Origin of the sequence: Kribbella sp. NBC_00889 (assembly GCF_045207705.1) — a bacterium.
Lineage (GTDB): Bacteria > Actinomycetota > Actinomycetes > Propionibacteriales > Kribbellaceae > Kribbella.
On record NZ_CP108783.1, the window covers coordinates 5,839,469 to 5,854,216 of the forward strand.

Here is a 14,748-nt window from a genome sequence, read left to right on the forward strand (position 1 = left end):
GTGGCGCGGGTCAGAGGTTGAGGCGCGCCCGGACCAGCAAGTCATGCAGTCCCGGCTCGGAGATCGGCCTGGACGACTCCGGTCCGCATCAGGTTGATACCGGTCCGCAGGCCGGCCACCTCGGTGGCCGGCAGGACGTGGACGCCGCGGAGGTCGACGTCGGAGTCGCGGGACGGGAAGCCGTACAGGTGTGCGCCGGAGACCGTTGCGAAGAGCAAGCGGTACGGCTGTTCGCCCATGATGGTCCGCAGCTCGACGCAGTCGAGCTGTCGCATGTCACGCGTCACCGAGGCTCCTCTTCCGAACTGACCGGAGCCAAGCGTCGACGCGGGCTACATCGGGCGTGGTCGGCAGAACCGTACCCTGCAAGGCCTTGTCGAGCTCCTCATGCAGGGCGAGGCGCCACCGCTCGACCTCGTCCCAGGACACCTGACCCTGCTTGACCGCGAGCAGCCTGTCTCGATCCGGGCCGACATCAACGACGAGTCTTGCTTCGAGCAACAGAGTGCGGGCCGCGAGCAACAAGCGGATCAGGTGCATGACGTGCTTCCACTTCGGCGCACCGTCGCGACGGAAGTCCGCTTCCAGCTTCTTGAACTGACTGAGCACGTAGCCGGAGTACGTCTGGTACACGAGCTGCGACAGGAAGGCTTGGCGGAGGTCGATCAACTCCTCCCCGAGCGGCGTCTGCCGGACAACCAGCGGGGAATGGAGCACCTCGAGGAGATTCGGGTTGGCCTTCAGCGCGAGCTCGCAGAACCGCTCGACCTCCCAGGAGAACCACTCGTCCTCGGGTCCGTCGACGTGCGTCGGCGGCTTGGCCAGCGACCATAACGACTCGGTCGGCGCGACGTAAACGCCGCGGGTATCAGTGTCCGACGTCTCGGTGTGCAACCCGAACGCCCTCGAACCGACGACCGCGGCGTAGATCGTGTGCTCCAGCACCAGCCGGTCGCCGTCAGGCTGATCCAACTCGATCGCCTCGTCCTGGTACGCCGTACGCAGGCTCAACTGGTCGCGGCGAGCGACTGTCTCCCGGCCGTCGACGAGGCGCACGGTGTAGCGGCCGTCCGGGGTGACGCCGGCGACGCGGCCGGTCGCCCCACGTTGCGCCGTACCGCCGTGGCCGTCCGGCGCCGCGACCCGGATCACCACCTGCGTCCCCACCGGCAACTGCGGCCCCTGGACTGACATGGCGCCCATGCTCTCCCACCACCAGATCACCCGAACGCCCAGGCCACCAGCCCTATTGACAAATTTTTCTGTCAAGGAGAGATTGGGCGCATGCTGGGATACGTCGAGGAGCCGGAGAAGCTGCGCGTGGCACTGTCGCCTATCCGGCGGCGGCTGCTCGAGCTGCTCCGCGAGCCGTCGTCGGCGACCCAGCTCGCCGCCACCCTGGGGCTCCCCCGGCAGCGGATGAACTACCACCTGCGCGAGCTGGAGAAGGCCGGACTGATCGAGCTCGTCGAGGAGCGCCGGCGGCGCGGCTTCACCGAGCGGATCCTGCGGGCGAAGGCCGCGACGCTCGTGGTCGATCCGGCCGTGATGGGCCACGCATTCACCGACATCCAGGACCAGTTCGCCGCCGAGCACCTGGTGGACGTCGCCGCCGGCACGGTCCGGGACGTGGCCCGGATGCAGAGCGCCGCCGACGCCGACGGCAAGCGGCTGCTCACGTTCACGCTGGAGGCCGAGGTGCGGTTCGCCGAACCAGGCGACGTACATCGCTTCACTGATGCCCTGACCGAAGCGGTGCGGCGGACCATCGAACAGTTCGACACTGAGAGCGGGCGGCCCTATCGCCTGATCGCCGGCGGCCACCCGGCATCACGACGTACCGAAGGAGAAGAAGGATGAGCGAGGAGACACCGCGGATCGTGGTGACCGTGGCCGCGCCGGCCGAGGCGGTCTGGGACGCGCTGCGGAACAAGGACAAGATCCGGCACTGGCACGGCTGGGAGTACGAAGGCACCCAGGGCGGGCTGGAGGAGGAGATCGACCTGATCTACTTCACCAAGGTCGACGACAGCCAGGTCGGGACGCTGATCCTCGGGGACGGCGACCGGTTCGTGGTCGAGCCGGTGGAGGGCGGGTCGCGGATCACGCTGACTCGCTCACCGCGCGGCGCGAATCCCGACTGGGAGGCGTACTACGACGACATCACCGAGGGCTGGACGACGTTCCTCAACCAGCTCAAGTTCGCGCTGGAGCAGCACCCGGACGACGAGCGGCGGACGCTGTTCTACGTCGGCACCGGCGCTGCCTCGCTGACCGGCGAACTGGGTGTCGGCGGCCGGCCGGCCGGTACGTCGTACGAGCTCGAGCTGATCGGCGAAGCGGTGAAGGGCGAGGTCCTGTACACCTCGGAGCATCAGGTCGGCCTGACAGTCGATGCCTGGGGCAACGGCCTGCTCGTGCTCAGCTACATCCCACCGGGCGAGCTCAAGCCGGACGGCTCCGCGATGGCGATCCTCAGCCTGTACGGCGACGTCGACCGGGATGCGCTGGACGCGCGCTGGAAGAACTGGTGGGAGACGCACTACGTGCCGGCCAGTCTGCCCGGTACGTAACGACAGGAGGTGTCGCGGCCGTCGCTGGGTCGTCAGGCGTGGCCGGCGGCGGGAACTGGCCAGAAATGGCGACACCTCCTGTCGATACGTCCCTGACACGGCGGTGACAGGGCGCAAACGTGCCAGCACTCTCGGTCTGTCTCTAACGGTTACTTCTGAGTACCTTTCTTGCCACGGCGGTCGCCGCCCCCGCGGCCGCCCTCCGGCGAGAGAGGCCTTCCGGTGAACATTCCGTCCCGCTCACTCGTGCGTCGAGTGTCCACGTTCCTCGTGCTCTCCATGACCGGGCTCTGCCTGGTCGCCACCCCCGCCCGGGCCGACGGTCCCGGCTCCGGGACGCCGCACGTCGTCACCCTCGGCGACTCCTACATCTCGGGCGAGGCCGGCCGCTGGGCCGGTAGCTCGAACAACTCCGAAGCACCGGCCGATGCGCTCGGTGCGCACGCCTACCACGACAACGCGAGTGGGACCGCCGAGCAGATCCCGCGGTGCCACCGCAGCAGCTCCGCCGAGGCGTTCATCGGTGGTGGTGTCGGCGGACTGAACCTGGCCTGCTCCGGCGCCAGCACCGCGACCAGCACTGGTGACGATTTCAAGCCAGGCATCGACTTCTACGACGACGGCTCCGGGCATCTCGGGCAGGCGAAGATGCTGCAGCAGTTCGCGGCCGGCCACAACGTGCGGCAAGTGATCGTCTCGATCGGCGGCAACGACTTCAAGTTCGCGTCGATCGTCACCCAGTGTGTGACCGACTTCCTGCTATCGCCGTCCTGGTTCCCGGACTACTGCAAGGACGACTCCTCGGTCGTCGCCAACTTCACCTCGGCCAACGTCACCGCCGTACGCGGGAAGATCGCGACCGCCTTCCAGAACGTGCGCACGGCGATGCGGAACGCCGGGTACGGCGACAACGCGTGGACGCTGCTGGTGCAGACGTACCCGTCGCCGCTTCCGGGCGGGAGCGGGTTCCGGTACGGGCAGAGCGGCTACACGCGGCAGAGCGTGGGCGGCTGCGGGTTCTGGAACGCGGACGCCGACTGGGCGAACAACACCGCGCTCGTCACCATCAACAACGCCGTCCGGGCGGCGATCGGGCAGTCCGGGCTCGGGAACATCCGCCTGCTCGAGCTCCAGTCCGCCTTCAACGGCCGGCGGTTGTGCGAGAGCTCGGTCGGTCTCTACGAGGAGGTCGGGCTGAGCTCGTGGACCCAGCCGACGGCGGTCGACAAGACCGAGTGGATCAACCAGATCCGCACGGTCACCACGGTCGGGTCCAACTACTTCATCCAGGAGAGCCTGCACCCGAACTACTGGGCGCAGCTCGCGCTCCGTTCCTGCGTCCGCCAGTCCTACACACAGAACCGCGGCGGCACTTGCACCATTTCCGGCACCGGCCTGCTCAATGGTGAGCCCCGGATGACGCTCGGTTAGTGCTGTCGGTCCCCTGTCCGGCGGCCCCGCGGGGTCGCCGTACCGGCGGTTGATTAGGCTCGGGGCGTTGTGGGTGCTCTGGACCAGATGAGGGTGGTACAGGCAGAATCGCGCAGACGAGTCGGCTGCTTCGTGGGGTGTTAGGGCGTAGTGGAAATGGAACATGCGCTGTCGCTGGGCGACCAGCGCTGGGATCTGTCGGACGGTAGCGACTCGATCACCATCGGGCGCGCCTCCAACGCCGACATCCGGTTGACGGCGGACGATCAGATCTCCCGCATCCACGCCCGCCTCGCCCGCTCGGGCAGCACCTGGACCCTCATCGACGAGTCCCGCAACGGCACCGCCCTCAACGGCCGGCGCCTCGCCGCCCCCACGCCCCTCACCGACAACGACCAAATCCAGATCGGCCGCTCGGCCCTGACCTTCCACGAAACCCCCTCCCAGGCGGCTGCCCAACCCGCGGAAGCTCCACCCGCCTCCTTCACCCCACCCGCGGAAGCTCCACCCGCCTCGTTCTCCCCGCCTGAGCCCCCTCCAGCGGCCGCGTATCCCCCACCTGCAGAGGCGCCTTACCCAGCAGACGACGCCTACCCTGCCCCGGCGAACGACCAGTACGCAGGACCCGCGGACGAGCAGTACGCCGCATCCTCGGACCAGCGGGACGCGCCCTCGAACGAGCAGTACCGCGCGCCCGCGGAGGACGCGTTCTCAGGGCAGGCAGACGGTGCGTACGCCGCGCCCGACGAGGCGTCGTACCGGGAGGAGGACGCCTCGGCGTACCACCGCGACTCAGGGGAAGCTCCTGCGGCGGCACCTTCCGGGCCCGCCGAGCGGCCGCAGGTTGTGGACCGGTTCTCTCTTGCCGAGCCAGTCGCGCTTGGCGACCCCGCCGCGTACGCCCCGGTGACTCCTCCCTCCAGCCGCGCGGACCGAGGTGAGAACCGCTTCGCCCCAACCGAGGCTGAACCCGGCCCGAGCCCGTACGCACCCACAGCCCACAACCAGCAGCCGAGCCCACCCGCACCACCCGAGCCAAACCAGAACGCGCGCCCGTTCAACCCACCCGACCCCGCCGACCGAGGCCCCAGCCTCGCCGACCGCGGCCCGAGCCCAGTCACTCCGGCCAACCGCAACCAGCAGCCAAGCACCGTCACGCCTGACCCCGGCCCGGACCCGAGCGCGTACAAGCCGGCCGAGGCCGACCGGGGCAAGAATCCCTTCGCCCCACCCGAGTCCGAGCAAGCCGCAAGCCCCTTCGCCCCAGCCGAGGGCAACCCCAGCGGCATCGCGCGGGCTGAGGGCGAGCCCAGCGGTTTCGCCCCAGCCGAGGGCAACCCCAGCGGCATCGCGCGGGCCGAGGGCGAGCCCGGCGGCTTCGCACCACGCGAAGGCGGGCAAGGCGCGAGCCCATTCGCGCCGACCGAGCCTGAGCCGGGCGGCTTCACACCACCCGACAGCGCGCAGAGCGGGAGCCCGTTCGCCGAAGGTGAGCCGGGCAGATTCGCATCACCCGAGGGTGCGCAGGGCGGGAGCCCGTTCGCCGCGGCTGAGGGTGAGCCGGGCAGATTCGCATCACCCGAGGGTGCGCAGGGCGGGAGCCCGTTCGCCGCGGCTGAGGGTGAGCCGGGCGGATTCACACCACCCGAGAGCGCGCAGGGCGGGAGTCCGTTCGCCGAGGGTGAGCCGGGCGGATTCGCGCCGGGCGAGGGTGAGCATGGGGGGAACCCCTTCGCGCCTGGTGAGGCTGAGCAGGGTGTGAGCCAGTTCGCTCGCGCCGACGGTGAGTATGAGCCGTCGGGTGGGGAGCGGGTTGATGAGGGTCTTGGTGGGGTTGCGGTTGGGCCTGGGGACTGGGGGGCTTATCCGTCGGCGGACAATCCGGAGCCGGCTCGGTCGCCGTGGGCTGGTGGGATGACCGTGCCGGTTCAGTTCGATCGGTCGCAGGCCAGCCGGAACGAGTCGGCCAGTTGGCCCGACACCGGTCGGGCCGAGGAGCAAGCAGGCGTCGCCCCACCAGCCGGCGGGGCGCAGACATCTCGTGGAGCCGCGGGCGCCCGGCAGACCTCACGTACGGCGCAGGCGTCACGTACGACGGACGCACGCGCCGCGCAGGCCAAGACGCGACGGCCCGCGGACCCCGATGAGGTCGGCCAGGTCAGGCTTGGTCGTGTACTCGCGGTCGCAGGCGCCCTCCTCGCACTCGGCCTCCTGATCAACCTCGTCGTCACCTTCTTCTCATCCGGCCCCGGCGATCCGCTCCGCTGGCTGGTACCGCCGGTCATCGCGCTCATCACCGCCATGGTCGTCGCCCTGATGGACGCGCTCAGCGGGCAGGAACGCTCCCCCGGCCGCTTCAACGTCTCCGTGATCGTCGCGATCGTCGTCGTACTGCTCGGCGTCGGTGTCGGCGGGTTCGCGCTCACCGCGGCAGCCCAGTACGCCGCCGGCTACTTCACCGGTAAGGAGTCCGGCGAGGCCCGCCTGGTCAAGCCGGTCGGGAAGGCATTCGACGGCCTGACCGTCACCGTCGAGAACGTGACGTACACGAGCCACTTCACCCGTGTGCAACTCGCGGTCAAGAACGCCGGTGATCAGTCGGTCGCCCTGCCGCTCGACGGCAACGTCGCCCTCACCGGCCCGGAGGGCAACGCGATCCGCGCCGACGACTCGCGGAGCCAGTGGCCGGGCAAGTTCCCGTCCGGCGGCACCGAGCACGGCACGATCACGTTCACGGGCCACTTGCCGGACAACCTGACGACCGCGACCCTCACCCTCAAGTCCGGTGACGCCCCCGTCGCCGTCGGTATTGCCCTCAGCAACTGACAGCGGAGCAAACTGTTGCCCCAGGCAACTCAAAGAAATCCGCGTGCGCACTTACATCGAATATTGATACGGTTCCGGCATGGCGGCAGAGGTGGACGTCGAGCGGCTGACCACGGCCATCGAGGACTTCAATCCGATCTTCATCCGGTTACCCTCGGTGCGCAGGTTCAACTTCTCGACCTTGTCGGTCCTGCACACGCTGGCGCGCAACGGGCCGCTCCGGCTGACCGACCTGCTGGCGACCGAGCAACTCAAGCAGCCCGCGCTCACCAGCCTGGTCACGAAGCTCGAGCAGGATGGCCTCCTGCAGCGCCGCCCCGACCCGAATGACGGCCGCGCGATGCTGCTGTCGCTGACGCGCGCCGGCCGGCAGGTCGTACGGTCCCGCCATACGGAGCGGGTCGACAAGCTGTCTCGCCTGGTCGACCGACTGACCCCCGAGGAGCGCGACGTACTCGCGAGCTCCATCCACGTGCTGACCCGGCTGACCGAGATCGCCGCTGAGGAGCAACTATGACCGGCTTTCCCTTGGAGCCAACCCCGATCCACGTCCCGGACGACGTCCTCGACGACCTGCGCCGCCGACTGACCGCGACCAAATGGCCGCTCGACGCCGGGAACGACGACGGCTTCTACGGCGTACGTCGTACTCAACTGCAGGCATTGGTGGAGTACTGGGCCGACGGGTTCGACTGGCGTGCCGCCGAGCGGGCGATCAACGCGTTCGAGCACTACCGCGTCGACGTGAACGGCGTACCCGTGCACTTCCTGCGCAAGCCCGGCGTCGGTCCGAACCCGGTTCCGCTGATCCTGAGCCACGGCTGGCCGTGGACGTTCTGGCACTGGTCGAAGGTGATCGGCCCGCTTGCGGACCCTGCCGCGTACGGCGGTGATCCGGCCGACGCGTTCGACGTGATCGTGCCGTCGTTGCCCGGCTTCGGGTTCTCGACACCGCTGACGAACCAGCCGGACATGAACTTCTGGAAGATCGCCGACGTCTGGCACGATCTGATGACCGGCGTCCTCGGCTACCCGAAGTACGCCGCCGCCGGCTGCGATGTCGGCGCTCTCGTCACCGGGCAACTCGGTCACAAGTACGCCGATGAGCTCTACGGGATCCACATCGGTTCGGGCCTGAAACTCACGTTCTTCAACGGCGACCGCGGCTGGGACCTGAGCGGCGGCAATCCGATCCCGCCGAACCTGCCGCCCGCGATCCACGACCGGATCATCGAGCTGGAACGGCGGTTCGCGGCCCACCTGGCCACGCATGTCCTGGACCCGAGCACCCTCGGCTTCGGCCTCGCGGACTCACCGGCCGGCATGCTCGCGTGGATCCTCGAGCGGTGGCTGAGCTGGTCCGGCGGCGACAAGGCGTTCAGCGACGACGACCTGCTGACGCACGCCACGATCTACTGGGCCGGCAACGCGATCGACACCTCGATCCGCACCTACGCCAACAACAACCGCTACCCGTGGACGCCGTCGCACGACCGTACGCCGGCCATCGAAGCACCTACCGGCATCACCTTCGTCGGCTACGAGGACCCACCCGGCGTCAGCACCCCCGAGGAACGCGTGCAGAACTTCCTGAACAGCGACCGCGCCGAGTGGTACAACCACGTCAACCTGACCGCCCACCCGGGCGGCGGCCACTTCATCCCCTGGGAACTCCCCACCGAGTGGACCGACGACCTCCGCCGAACGTTCCGCAACTATCGCTGAGCAACGCGGAAGAAATCGGCCGGTCTAAGGGCTGGTCGATGGGTTCGGGGGGCGGAGGAGCAGGACGCCGAGCACTACTAGCCAGATTGCCCACAGGTAGCTTCCGAGCAGGCCGCCGAGGTCCCAGACCGGGAAGCTGGGGATCGCGGTGGCGAGGATGTCGCCTTGGTTGGTGAAGTACAGCGCGCTGGCGAGCAGCCCGAGCCAGCCCGCCCATCTCGGCATCAGCTTGGTTCGCAAGATGATGATGCTGACGGTGACCGACCACACGATGCCCAGGAACTGTCCCAGGTGTTCACCGAGTAGCGCACCGCCGTACTGATGCTGCGCGGTCCACGCCGCGGCAACCGCCGTACGCGTAGCTGTGTCTCCGTTGACGTAGGTGTCGGCCAGCGGCGGTACTACGAAGACCCAGCGCAGGAATCCGACCAGCGCCAGCAGCACAGACGCCGTGCCCGCCCAGGTGGCGACCCGCAGAGCCGCGTCGTCCCTGCGCTTCAGCGCGGTCGGCAGCAACAGGATCGGTACGGCGAGGATCGCGTACGTCCATGCGACCGCGAACCACGTCCAGACCAGGCTCGTGCCGCCGTCGACGTACTCGGGCAACACCACATCCGCCGGTTGACGCAGGATGTCGGGCCAATCGAACGTCATCGACAACACCGTCGCGGCCACCATGAAGGCCAGGGTCGCCACGATGAAGACGATCCCGGTGAACATCCGTGTTGTGATACCTGATCGACGTCCTGGAACCGGCGCGATGTCGACCTGTTCCAGTTCCTCGTCGCGTTGATGACGTCGCTCGACTCTGGCCATGCCAATCGCCCCCTTGGCGCGGTCACGGCTCCGGGCTGCCCGGGCGCCCCCCGACCCCACCGCATTCAGCATGCGCGCCGGTTCCAGCGCTGTCCATGGCCTCTCGATCCATGAGGCTTGTCTGGTTTCGCCGCGTGGTGTGTGGGCGTAGCTTCGGAGCAAGTCCTCGTGGAGGTTGACAACGTGACGGCAGCCGACAGCACCCGAACTGGTGGTGTCGTGCGGGGATTCATGCTCGGCGAGGGTTCGGACGCCGTCGTCGACGCGCTGGATGCCGTCTTTCCCTCCGCCAGCCCGCGAGTCGCCGGCGGTCAGCGCTCCACCGGGGCAGTGAAGATCGAGACGACGCAGTGCGGACCGTTGGGCTCGGACCGATGGCACGTGGGTCTGGGTTTCGCGGTGGACACCGAGCCGTACAAGGAACCGCTCGTTGTCTGGTTCTCGCGGCCGGCCGTCGCGACCGTCCCGAGCGGGGAGTTGCGGGTGCCGGCCGGTGGCTCGCTGATGCGTGCGCCGGACGACCCGATGGCGCTCGAATTCCCGCCGTTCGACTCGATCGGGACGCGCGTCAGCTACCGCGACCTGGAGGAAGCCGCCGAGTCGGCGCACGGCGTATCGCCCGATGACTTCTGGCTGGGCACCGGGCTGCCACTCAACGCCCGGCTCAGCGGGTACTGGCAGTCGGTGAGCCACTACGTCCACCGCGTCCTGACCGACGTACCGTCGTCCGCGGAGAGTCCGTTGGTCGCCCAGCAACTGCACACGCACGTCATCGCGTCGATGCTCGTGGTCTTCCCGAACGCGACGCTGCGGGTCTCGTACGCCCGCTCACCCGGCTGGGTCACGCCGGCGTCCGTACAACGAGCCGTGGCTTACATCGACGCGCATGCCGCCGAACCGATCGGCGTCAACGACATCGCCGAGGCCGTCGGCACGAGTGCCCGTGCACTCCAGTACGCCTTCCGCCGGCATCTGGAATGTACGCCGTTCGAGCACCTACGACAGGTCCGACTCGAACGCGCGCACCGCGACCTGCAGAAGACCGACCCCGCCAGCGGCGTCACTGTCTCCACGGTCGCCTACCGGTGGGGTTTCTCCGTCCCCCGATTCACCGCCTCCTACCACGCCGCCTACGGTCGCAGCCCAGGCCGGACCCTCCAGGAGGGAAGCTGAGCTGCGATGCCAGTCGTCTTCGAAAGCACCACGATCGACGAGATCGAGGCCTTTCTGTCCGAGACGTACACGCGGGTGAACCTGTCCGGACTCAACGGCGTACCGACCCGGACCCGCATCGCCCGGACCTTCCTCCCCGGCCTGACCAGCGATGAGTTCCAGCTCGGCGCGGACCTGTCCTACCGCGCCGATCCGCTCGACCGCTACCTCGTGTGCAGCCTTCGTTCCGGTGGAGTCGAGATTCCGGAGTACTCCGCTGGACCGGGCGACGTACTGCTCCTGCCTCCTGGAGAGCGCGGGCTCACGGGCAGGCTGCGGCACCCGCGTGAGCTCGTCCTCATGATCGATCCCACCGTCCTGCAGCGGGTCGCCGCCACCGCGCTCGACGGGCGAAGGCCCGCGGCGCTCAGTTTCCACAGCCACCGGCCCGCCACGACGGCGGCCCAGCGGCAACTGCGGGACGCGATCGACTACGTGCACACGCAGACACTCACCAACCCGGCGCTGGTCTCCGAACCCCTCATTTCCACGACCATCACGCAGTTCCTCGCCGCGATGGTCCTGGCCACGGTCCCCAACAACACCCGCACCGACCCCACTGCCGAGAACCGCCGCGACGCCCACCCGGCCACCCTCCGCCGAGCGATCAGCTACATCGAGGCCAACCCCCACCGCGAGCTCACCATCGCCGACATCGCCACCGCCGCCGGCGTCACCAACCGCGCGATCCAACTCGCGTTCCGCCGGCACCTCGACACGACCCCGCTGGCCTACCTCCGCCAAGTCCGCCTCGCCCAGGCCCACGCCGACCTCCAGGCCGCCGACCCCACCCAGACCACCGTCACCGCCATCGCCGCCCACTGGGGCTTCCACCACCCCGGTCGCTTCGCCAACCAATACCGCACCGTCTACGGCCAGTCCCCCAGCACCACTCTCAACACCTGAGAACCCCCAGTACACGCAAGAAGGCCGGTCCCCGAGGGGACCGGCTTTCTTGTAACTCTCAGGGGTGGAGGTGGCGGGAATCGAACCCGCGTCCTTCAGCGGTGTTTCAAGGCTTCTCCGGGCGCAGTCTGTTAGTCGTTTTCTCAGCCCCAGCGCTCTCACAGACACGTCGCTGACAGGCTCAGTCACTGTAAATGTCCCACACCAGCCCCGTGACCGGGCTAGTGCAGCAAGCTCCCTAAATGAGGCCAGGAGCCGGGGCGGGAGCATCCCCGGGCTGACCGCTTCTTTAAGTGCTCAGGCCGTCAGGCGGCGAGAGCGAAGCTACTGCGCTGAGAATTGGCAGTTATTGGTTTCCAGAGATCGTTAACGAGATAACCCTGGATCCTCGGCCCGCTTCCCTTGGAACAAACGTCCAAAGTCGAAACCGTTCACCCCCTGTTGAGTTGTCAAACTCCCACCGGTCCCGCAGGGCGGTGGAAGATCCACACTATCAAGTCCAACAGGCGACCCGCACCTGACATTCCCGTTACACACGGTCAGCGGCAGGCGACGCCTCGGGCGCGCGCAGGAAGATGACCGCCGCCCCTGCGACCATCAGCCCGGCCAGAGCGATCACCCAGCCTGCCAGGGTAGAGCCACTACTTGATCAGGCGCAGCGTGAACGGGTAGCGGAAGTTGGAGCCGACCGCGGTCGCGAGGCCACCGATCCCGGTCAGGATGAACCACAGAATGCCGAGGATCGGGAACAGGAACCCGGTGAAGCCGTGCGTCACGCCCGTCATGATCCCCAGCAGCGCGAACGCCCCGAAGGCGCTCAGCTGGAAGTTCAGCGCCTCCACCGCGTGCTTGCGGACGCCCGGGTTCTTCTGACCGGCCGTCGCCACCACGATCGCCGGGCCGACGAAGAACGTCGGGTACCCGAGCCAGTGCGCGATGGTCCCCATCCCCCGGCCGTCGCCGGAGTACCGCTGCACCGGGGCCGGCCGGGTGAAGGCGGCGGGTGCGTACGTCGGGACGGGCCGGGACACGAGTCCGTCGAAGGTGCTGTTGAGTTCGGCACGGGTGCGGGCCTTCAGAGCCAGCTCCAGCCGGGTGTCGAACTCGGCGTGGTCCAGCCGGCCGTCGGCGTACATTTCTTTCAGGATCTCGACGGCGCGGTCCCGTTGGGCCGGCGTCACCAGCAGGTCTGAAGTGGACATGCATCCACTCTGCGCGCCGGACGCCGTCCGCCCCATCGGGTGCAGCCCCCAGCCGCCCCTGAGCCGACCCCAGGCAGCCCTCAGCCCGGCCGGCCCGGCCCCCTCAGTCGCGGCGGCGGGTGCGCTCCGAGAGGGCGCGCCGGGCCTCGCGATCGGCCTGGCGCTCGGCCAGCGCGTGCCGCTTGTCGTAGTCCTTCTTGCCTCGCCCGGTGGCGAGCTCGACCTTGGCGTACCCGTCCTTGAAGTACAGCGACAGCGGGATCAGCGAGACGCCCTGCTGCTCGACCGCCCTGATCAGCTTCTGCACCTCGTCCTTGTGCAGCAGCAGCTTGCGGGTGCGGCGCGGCTCGTGGTTGGTCCAGGTGCCGTGCTTGTACTCCGGGATGTGCATCCCCTGCAGCCACAACTCGCTACCGCGGACGGCGGCGAACGCGTCGACGAGGGAGGCCCGGCCCTGCCGCAGGGACTTCACCTCGGTCCCGGTCAGCACCAGCCCGGCCTCCACCACGTCCTCGATGTGGTAGTCGTGTCGCGCCTTCCGGTTCTGCGCGATCGGCTTCTGCCGGCCGGTCTGTTTCACCATCCGACCAGTATCGCAGGTAGCTCAGAGCCACTTCATCGGATTAACCACCCGGCCGTCCTGGTAGACCATGAAGTGCAGATGGCAGCCGGTGGAGTACCCCGTGGTTCCGGCGTACCCGATGATCTCGCCCTTGCTGACGTGCTCACCGACGCGCGCCTTGTACCGCGACAGGTGGTTGTAGACCGTGGTGATGGAGCTGCCGTCGATCACTCCATGCGATACGAACAGCCGGTTTCCGTAACCACCGTTGTAGTACTTGTCCGTCACTCGTCCGCTCGCCGCCGCGTGGATCGGCGTACCGCAGGGGGCGCGGAAGTCCGTGCCGTCGTGCAGCTTCCAGTAGTGCAGGACAGGGTGGAACCGCATTCCGTACGGCGACGTGATATAGCTGCTGACCGGGTAGCTCAGCCCGCCGTCGCCGGGGTCGTCCGGAACGCTCCGCGGCGGCCGTCCTTCCTTGCGAGCCTTCGCCCGCTCGGCCCTCTCGCGGGCCGCCTTCTTGCGGGCGGCCGCGGCCTTCTCGGCCTTCGCACGGGCGATCAGGATCTGCTCGACCCGGCTCCGCTCCGCGACGAGAGCGTTGTACTGCGCCTGTTCGGTGTTCTTCTCGCGCTCCGCGGCCTTGTACGCGACCAGTCTCACCTGGGCGACCGCGGCGGCCTCGGCCTTGTCGGCCGCGACCTGCTTGGTCAGCGCAGTGACCTGCTTGACCGTCCGGGCCGCTTCGGCCCGGGCCGCGGCCGCGGCCTTCTCGGCCAGGGCGACCTTGGCCCGCTGGTTCGCGAGCTGAGCCTGCGCGTTGTTCAGGTTCGTGATCGCGTTGCCCTGGATGCCGAACACGTTGCGCTGCACCTGCATCCCGGTGGCGATGTCCGCCGGCGACGCACCACGCAGTGCGATCGTCAGCCCGACCAGGCCGGTCTGCTGCTGGTACGCCGATCTGACCGCGCGACCGGCTGCGGCGCGCTTCTCCGTGATCTGCTGCTCGCCCGCCACGACGTCGGCCACCGCGGACGTCAGCGCCTGCTCGGCGGCCTGGAGCTTGCTCGCGGCAACCACATCGGCGGCCTTCGCGGCCGCCAGTCGGCCTTGTGCGGCGGCGTACTTGACCTGGACGACCTTGTATTTCGCCTCGGCCTGGTTGTACGCGGCGACGGATTCGCCGAGCTGGTCGGACGCCTCGGCGAGATCGGCCTTCTGCGCACCGATCTGCGAGTCGAGCTGTTTCTTCTTGGCGGCTGGATCCGGCGGGTCCGCTTGGGCAGCCGGAACCGCCGCCAGGACTCCGGCGGACAGGGACAGGACAAGGCAGCATGCGGCAACGACCGTCTGCCGGCCCGGCGGTCTACTACGTGATCGCTGGTACGGCGTGGCGGTGGTGCCGGTGCTGTCGTCTCGCTTGATGCTCCCCCGCTGACGCGGGTTCGCACCGGGGAAGTGCGGGACCACAGGTCGACCCCTTGCTCTGGGTTGA

The 14,748-nt window shown here is 68.5% G+C and carries 14 protein-coding genes and 1 other RNA gene; 8 read left to right on the forward strand and 7 right to left on the reverse strand.

What is annotated here, in order from left to right; translation table 11 throughout:
- Nucleotides 1-41: 41 nt before the first annotated feature.
- A complete protein-coding gene (locus OG817_RS28475; protein ID WP_406047653.1) occupies nt 42-287 on the reverse strand; it encodes a DNA polymerase beta superfamily protein in 246 nt (81 codons plus the stop codon).
- Nucleotides 277-1,194, reverse strand: coding sequence for a DNA polymerase beta superfamily protein (locus tag OG817_RS28480; protein ID WP_406047654.1), 918 nt, complete (start codon nt 1,192-1,194; stop codon nt 277-279). The genes OG817_RS28475 and OG817_RS28480 overlap by 11 nt, the downstream gene beginning before the upstream one ends.
- 90 nt (nt 1,195-1,284) lie before the next feature.
- On the opposite strand from OG817_RS28480, the gene OG817_RS28485 reads away from it, so the two are divergent.
- From OG817_RS28485 to OG817_RS28510, 6 genes are all read left to right on the forward strand, one after another.
- Complete coding sequence (locus tag OG817_RS28485) at nt 1,285-1,860, forward strand: helix-turn-helix domain-containing protein (protein ID WP_406047655.1); 576 nt, start codon at nt 1,285-1,287, stop codon at nt 1,858-1,860.
- On the forward strand, nt 1,857-2,573 hold the full coding sequence (locus OG817_RS28490) for an SRPBCC domain-containing protein (protein WP_406047656.1): 717 nt from the start codon (nt 1,857-1,859) through the stop codon (nt 2,571-2,573). The genes OG817_RS28485 and OG817_RS28490 overlap by 4 nt, the downstream gene beginning before the upstream one ends.
- Nucleotides 2,574-2,795: 222 nt before the next feature.
- The gene (locus OG817_RS28495; protein ID WP_406047657.1) at nt 2,796-4,004 is read left to right on the forward strand and encodes a hypothetical protein; all 1,209 of its coding nucleotides are present in this window, start codon (nt 2,796-2,798) and stop codon (nt 4,002-4,004) included.
- Nucleotides 4,005-4,160: 156 nt separating this feature from the next.
- Nucleotides 4,161-6,830 (forward strand): FHA domain-containing protein, encoded by a 2,670-nt coding sequence (locus tag OG817_RS28500; protein WP_406047658.1) that lies wholly within the window; start codon nt 4,161-4,163, stop codon nt 6,828-6,830.
- A gap of 79 nt (nt 6,831-6,909) precedes the next feature.
- Complete coding sequence (locus OG817_RS28505; protein ID WP_406047659.1) at nt 6,910-7,347, forward strand: MarR family winged helix-turn-helix transcriptional regulator; 438 nt, start codon at nt 6,910-6,912, stop codon at nt 7,345-7,347.
- The gene (locus OG817_RS28510) at nt 7,344-8,555 is read left to right on the forward strand and encodes an epoxide hydrolase family protein (protein ID WP_406047660.1); all 1,212 of its coding nucleotides are present in this window, start codon (nt 7,344-7,346) and stop codon (nt 8,553-8,555) included. The genes OG817_RS28505 and OG817_RS28510 overlap by 4 nt, the downstream gene beginning before the upstream one ends.
- A gap of 24 nt (nt 8,556-8,579) precedes the next feature.
- On the opposite strand, the gene OG817_RS28515 is transcribed toward OG817_RS28510, so the two are convergent.
- Nucleotides 8,580-9,275, reverse strand: coding sequence for a DUF4386 domain-containing protein (locus OG817_RS28515; protein ID WP_406047661.1), 696 nt, complete (start codon nt 9,273-9,275; stop codon nt 8,580-8,582).
- Between the two features lie 279 nt (nt 9,276-9,554).
- On the opposite strand from OG817_RS28515, the gene OG817_RS28520 reads away from it, so the two are divergent.
- The gene (locus OG817_RS28520; protein ID WP_406047662.1) at nt 9,555-10,544 is read left to right on the forward strand and encodes a helix-turn-helix transcriptional regulator; all 990 of its coding nucleotides are present in this window, start codon (nt 9,555-9,557) and stop codon (nt 10,542-10,544) included.
- Nucleotides 10,545-10,550: 6 nt separating this feature from the next.
- A complete protein-coding gene (locus OG817_RS28525) occupies nt 10,551-11,489 on the forward strand; it encodes an AraC family transcriptional regulator (protein ID WP_406047663.1) in 939 nt (312 codons plus the stop codon).
- A 62-nt stretch (nt 11,490-11,551) separates the two neighbouring features.
- Here the strand turns inward: OG817_RS28525 and ssrA are convergent.
- From ssrA to OG817_RS28545, 4 genes are all read right to left on the reverse strand, one after another.
- Nucleotides 11,552-11,928: a transfer-messenger RNA gene (ssrA, locus tag OG817_RS28530) on the reverse strand.
- Nucleotides 11,929-12,130: 202 nt separating this feature from the next.
- Nucleotides 12,131-12,691, reverse strand: a complete 561-nt coding sequence (locus OG817_RS28535) for a DUF1707 and DUF4870 domain-containing protein (RefSeq protein WP_406047664.1) — start codon at nt 12,689-12,691, stop codon at nt 12,131-12,133.
- A 103-nt stretch (nt 12,692-12,794) separates the two neighbouring features.
- Nucleotides 12,795-13,274, reverse strand: a complete 480-nt coding sequence (smpB, locus tag OG817_RS28540) for an SsrA-binding protein SmpB (protein ID WP_406047665.1) — start codon at nt 13,272-13,274, stop codon at nt 12,795-12,797.
- Nucleotides 13,275-13,295: 21 nt separating this feature from the next.
- Nucleotides 13,296-14,723, reverse strand: coding sequence for a M23 family metallopeptidase (locus tag OG817_RS28545; RefSeq protein ID WP_406047666.1), 1,428 nt, complete (start codon nt 14,721-14,723; stop codon nt 13,296-13,298).
- Nucleotides 14,724-14,748: the final 25 nt, after the last annotated feature.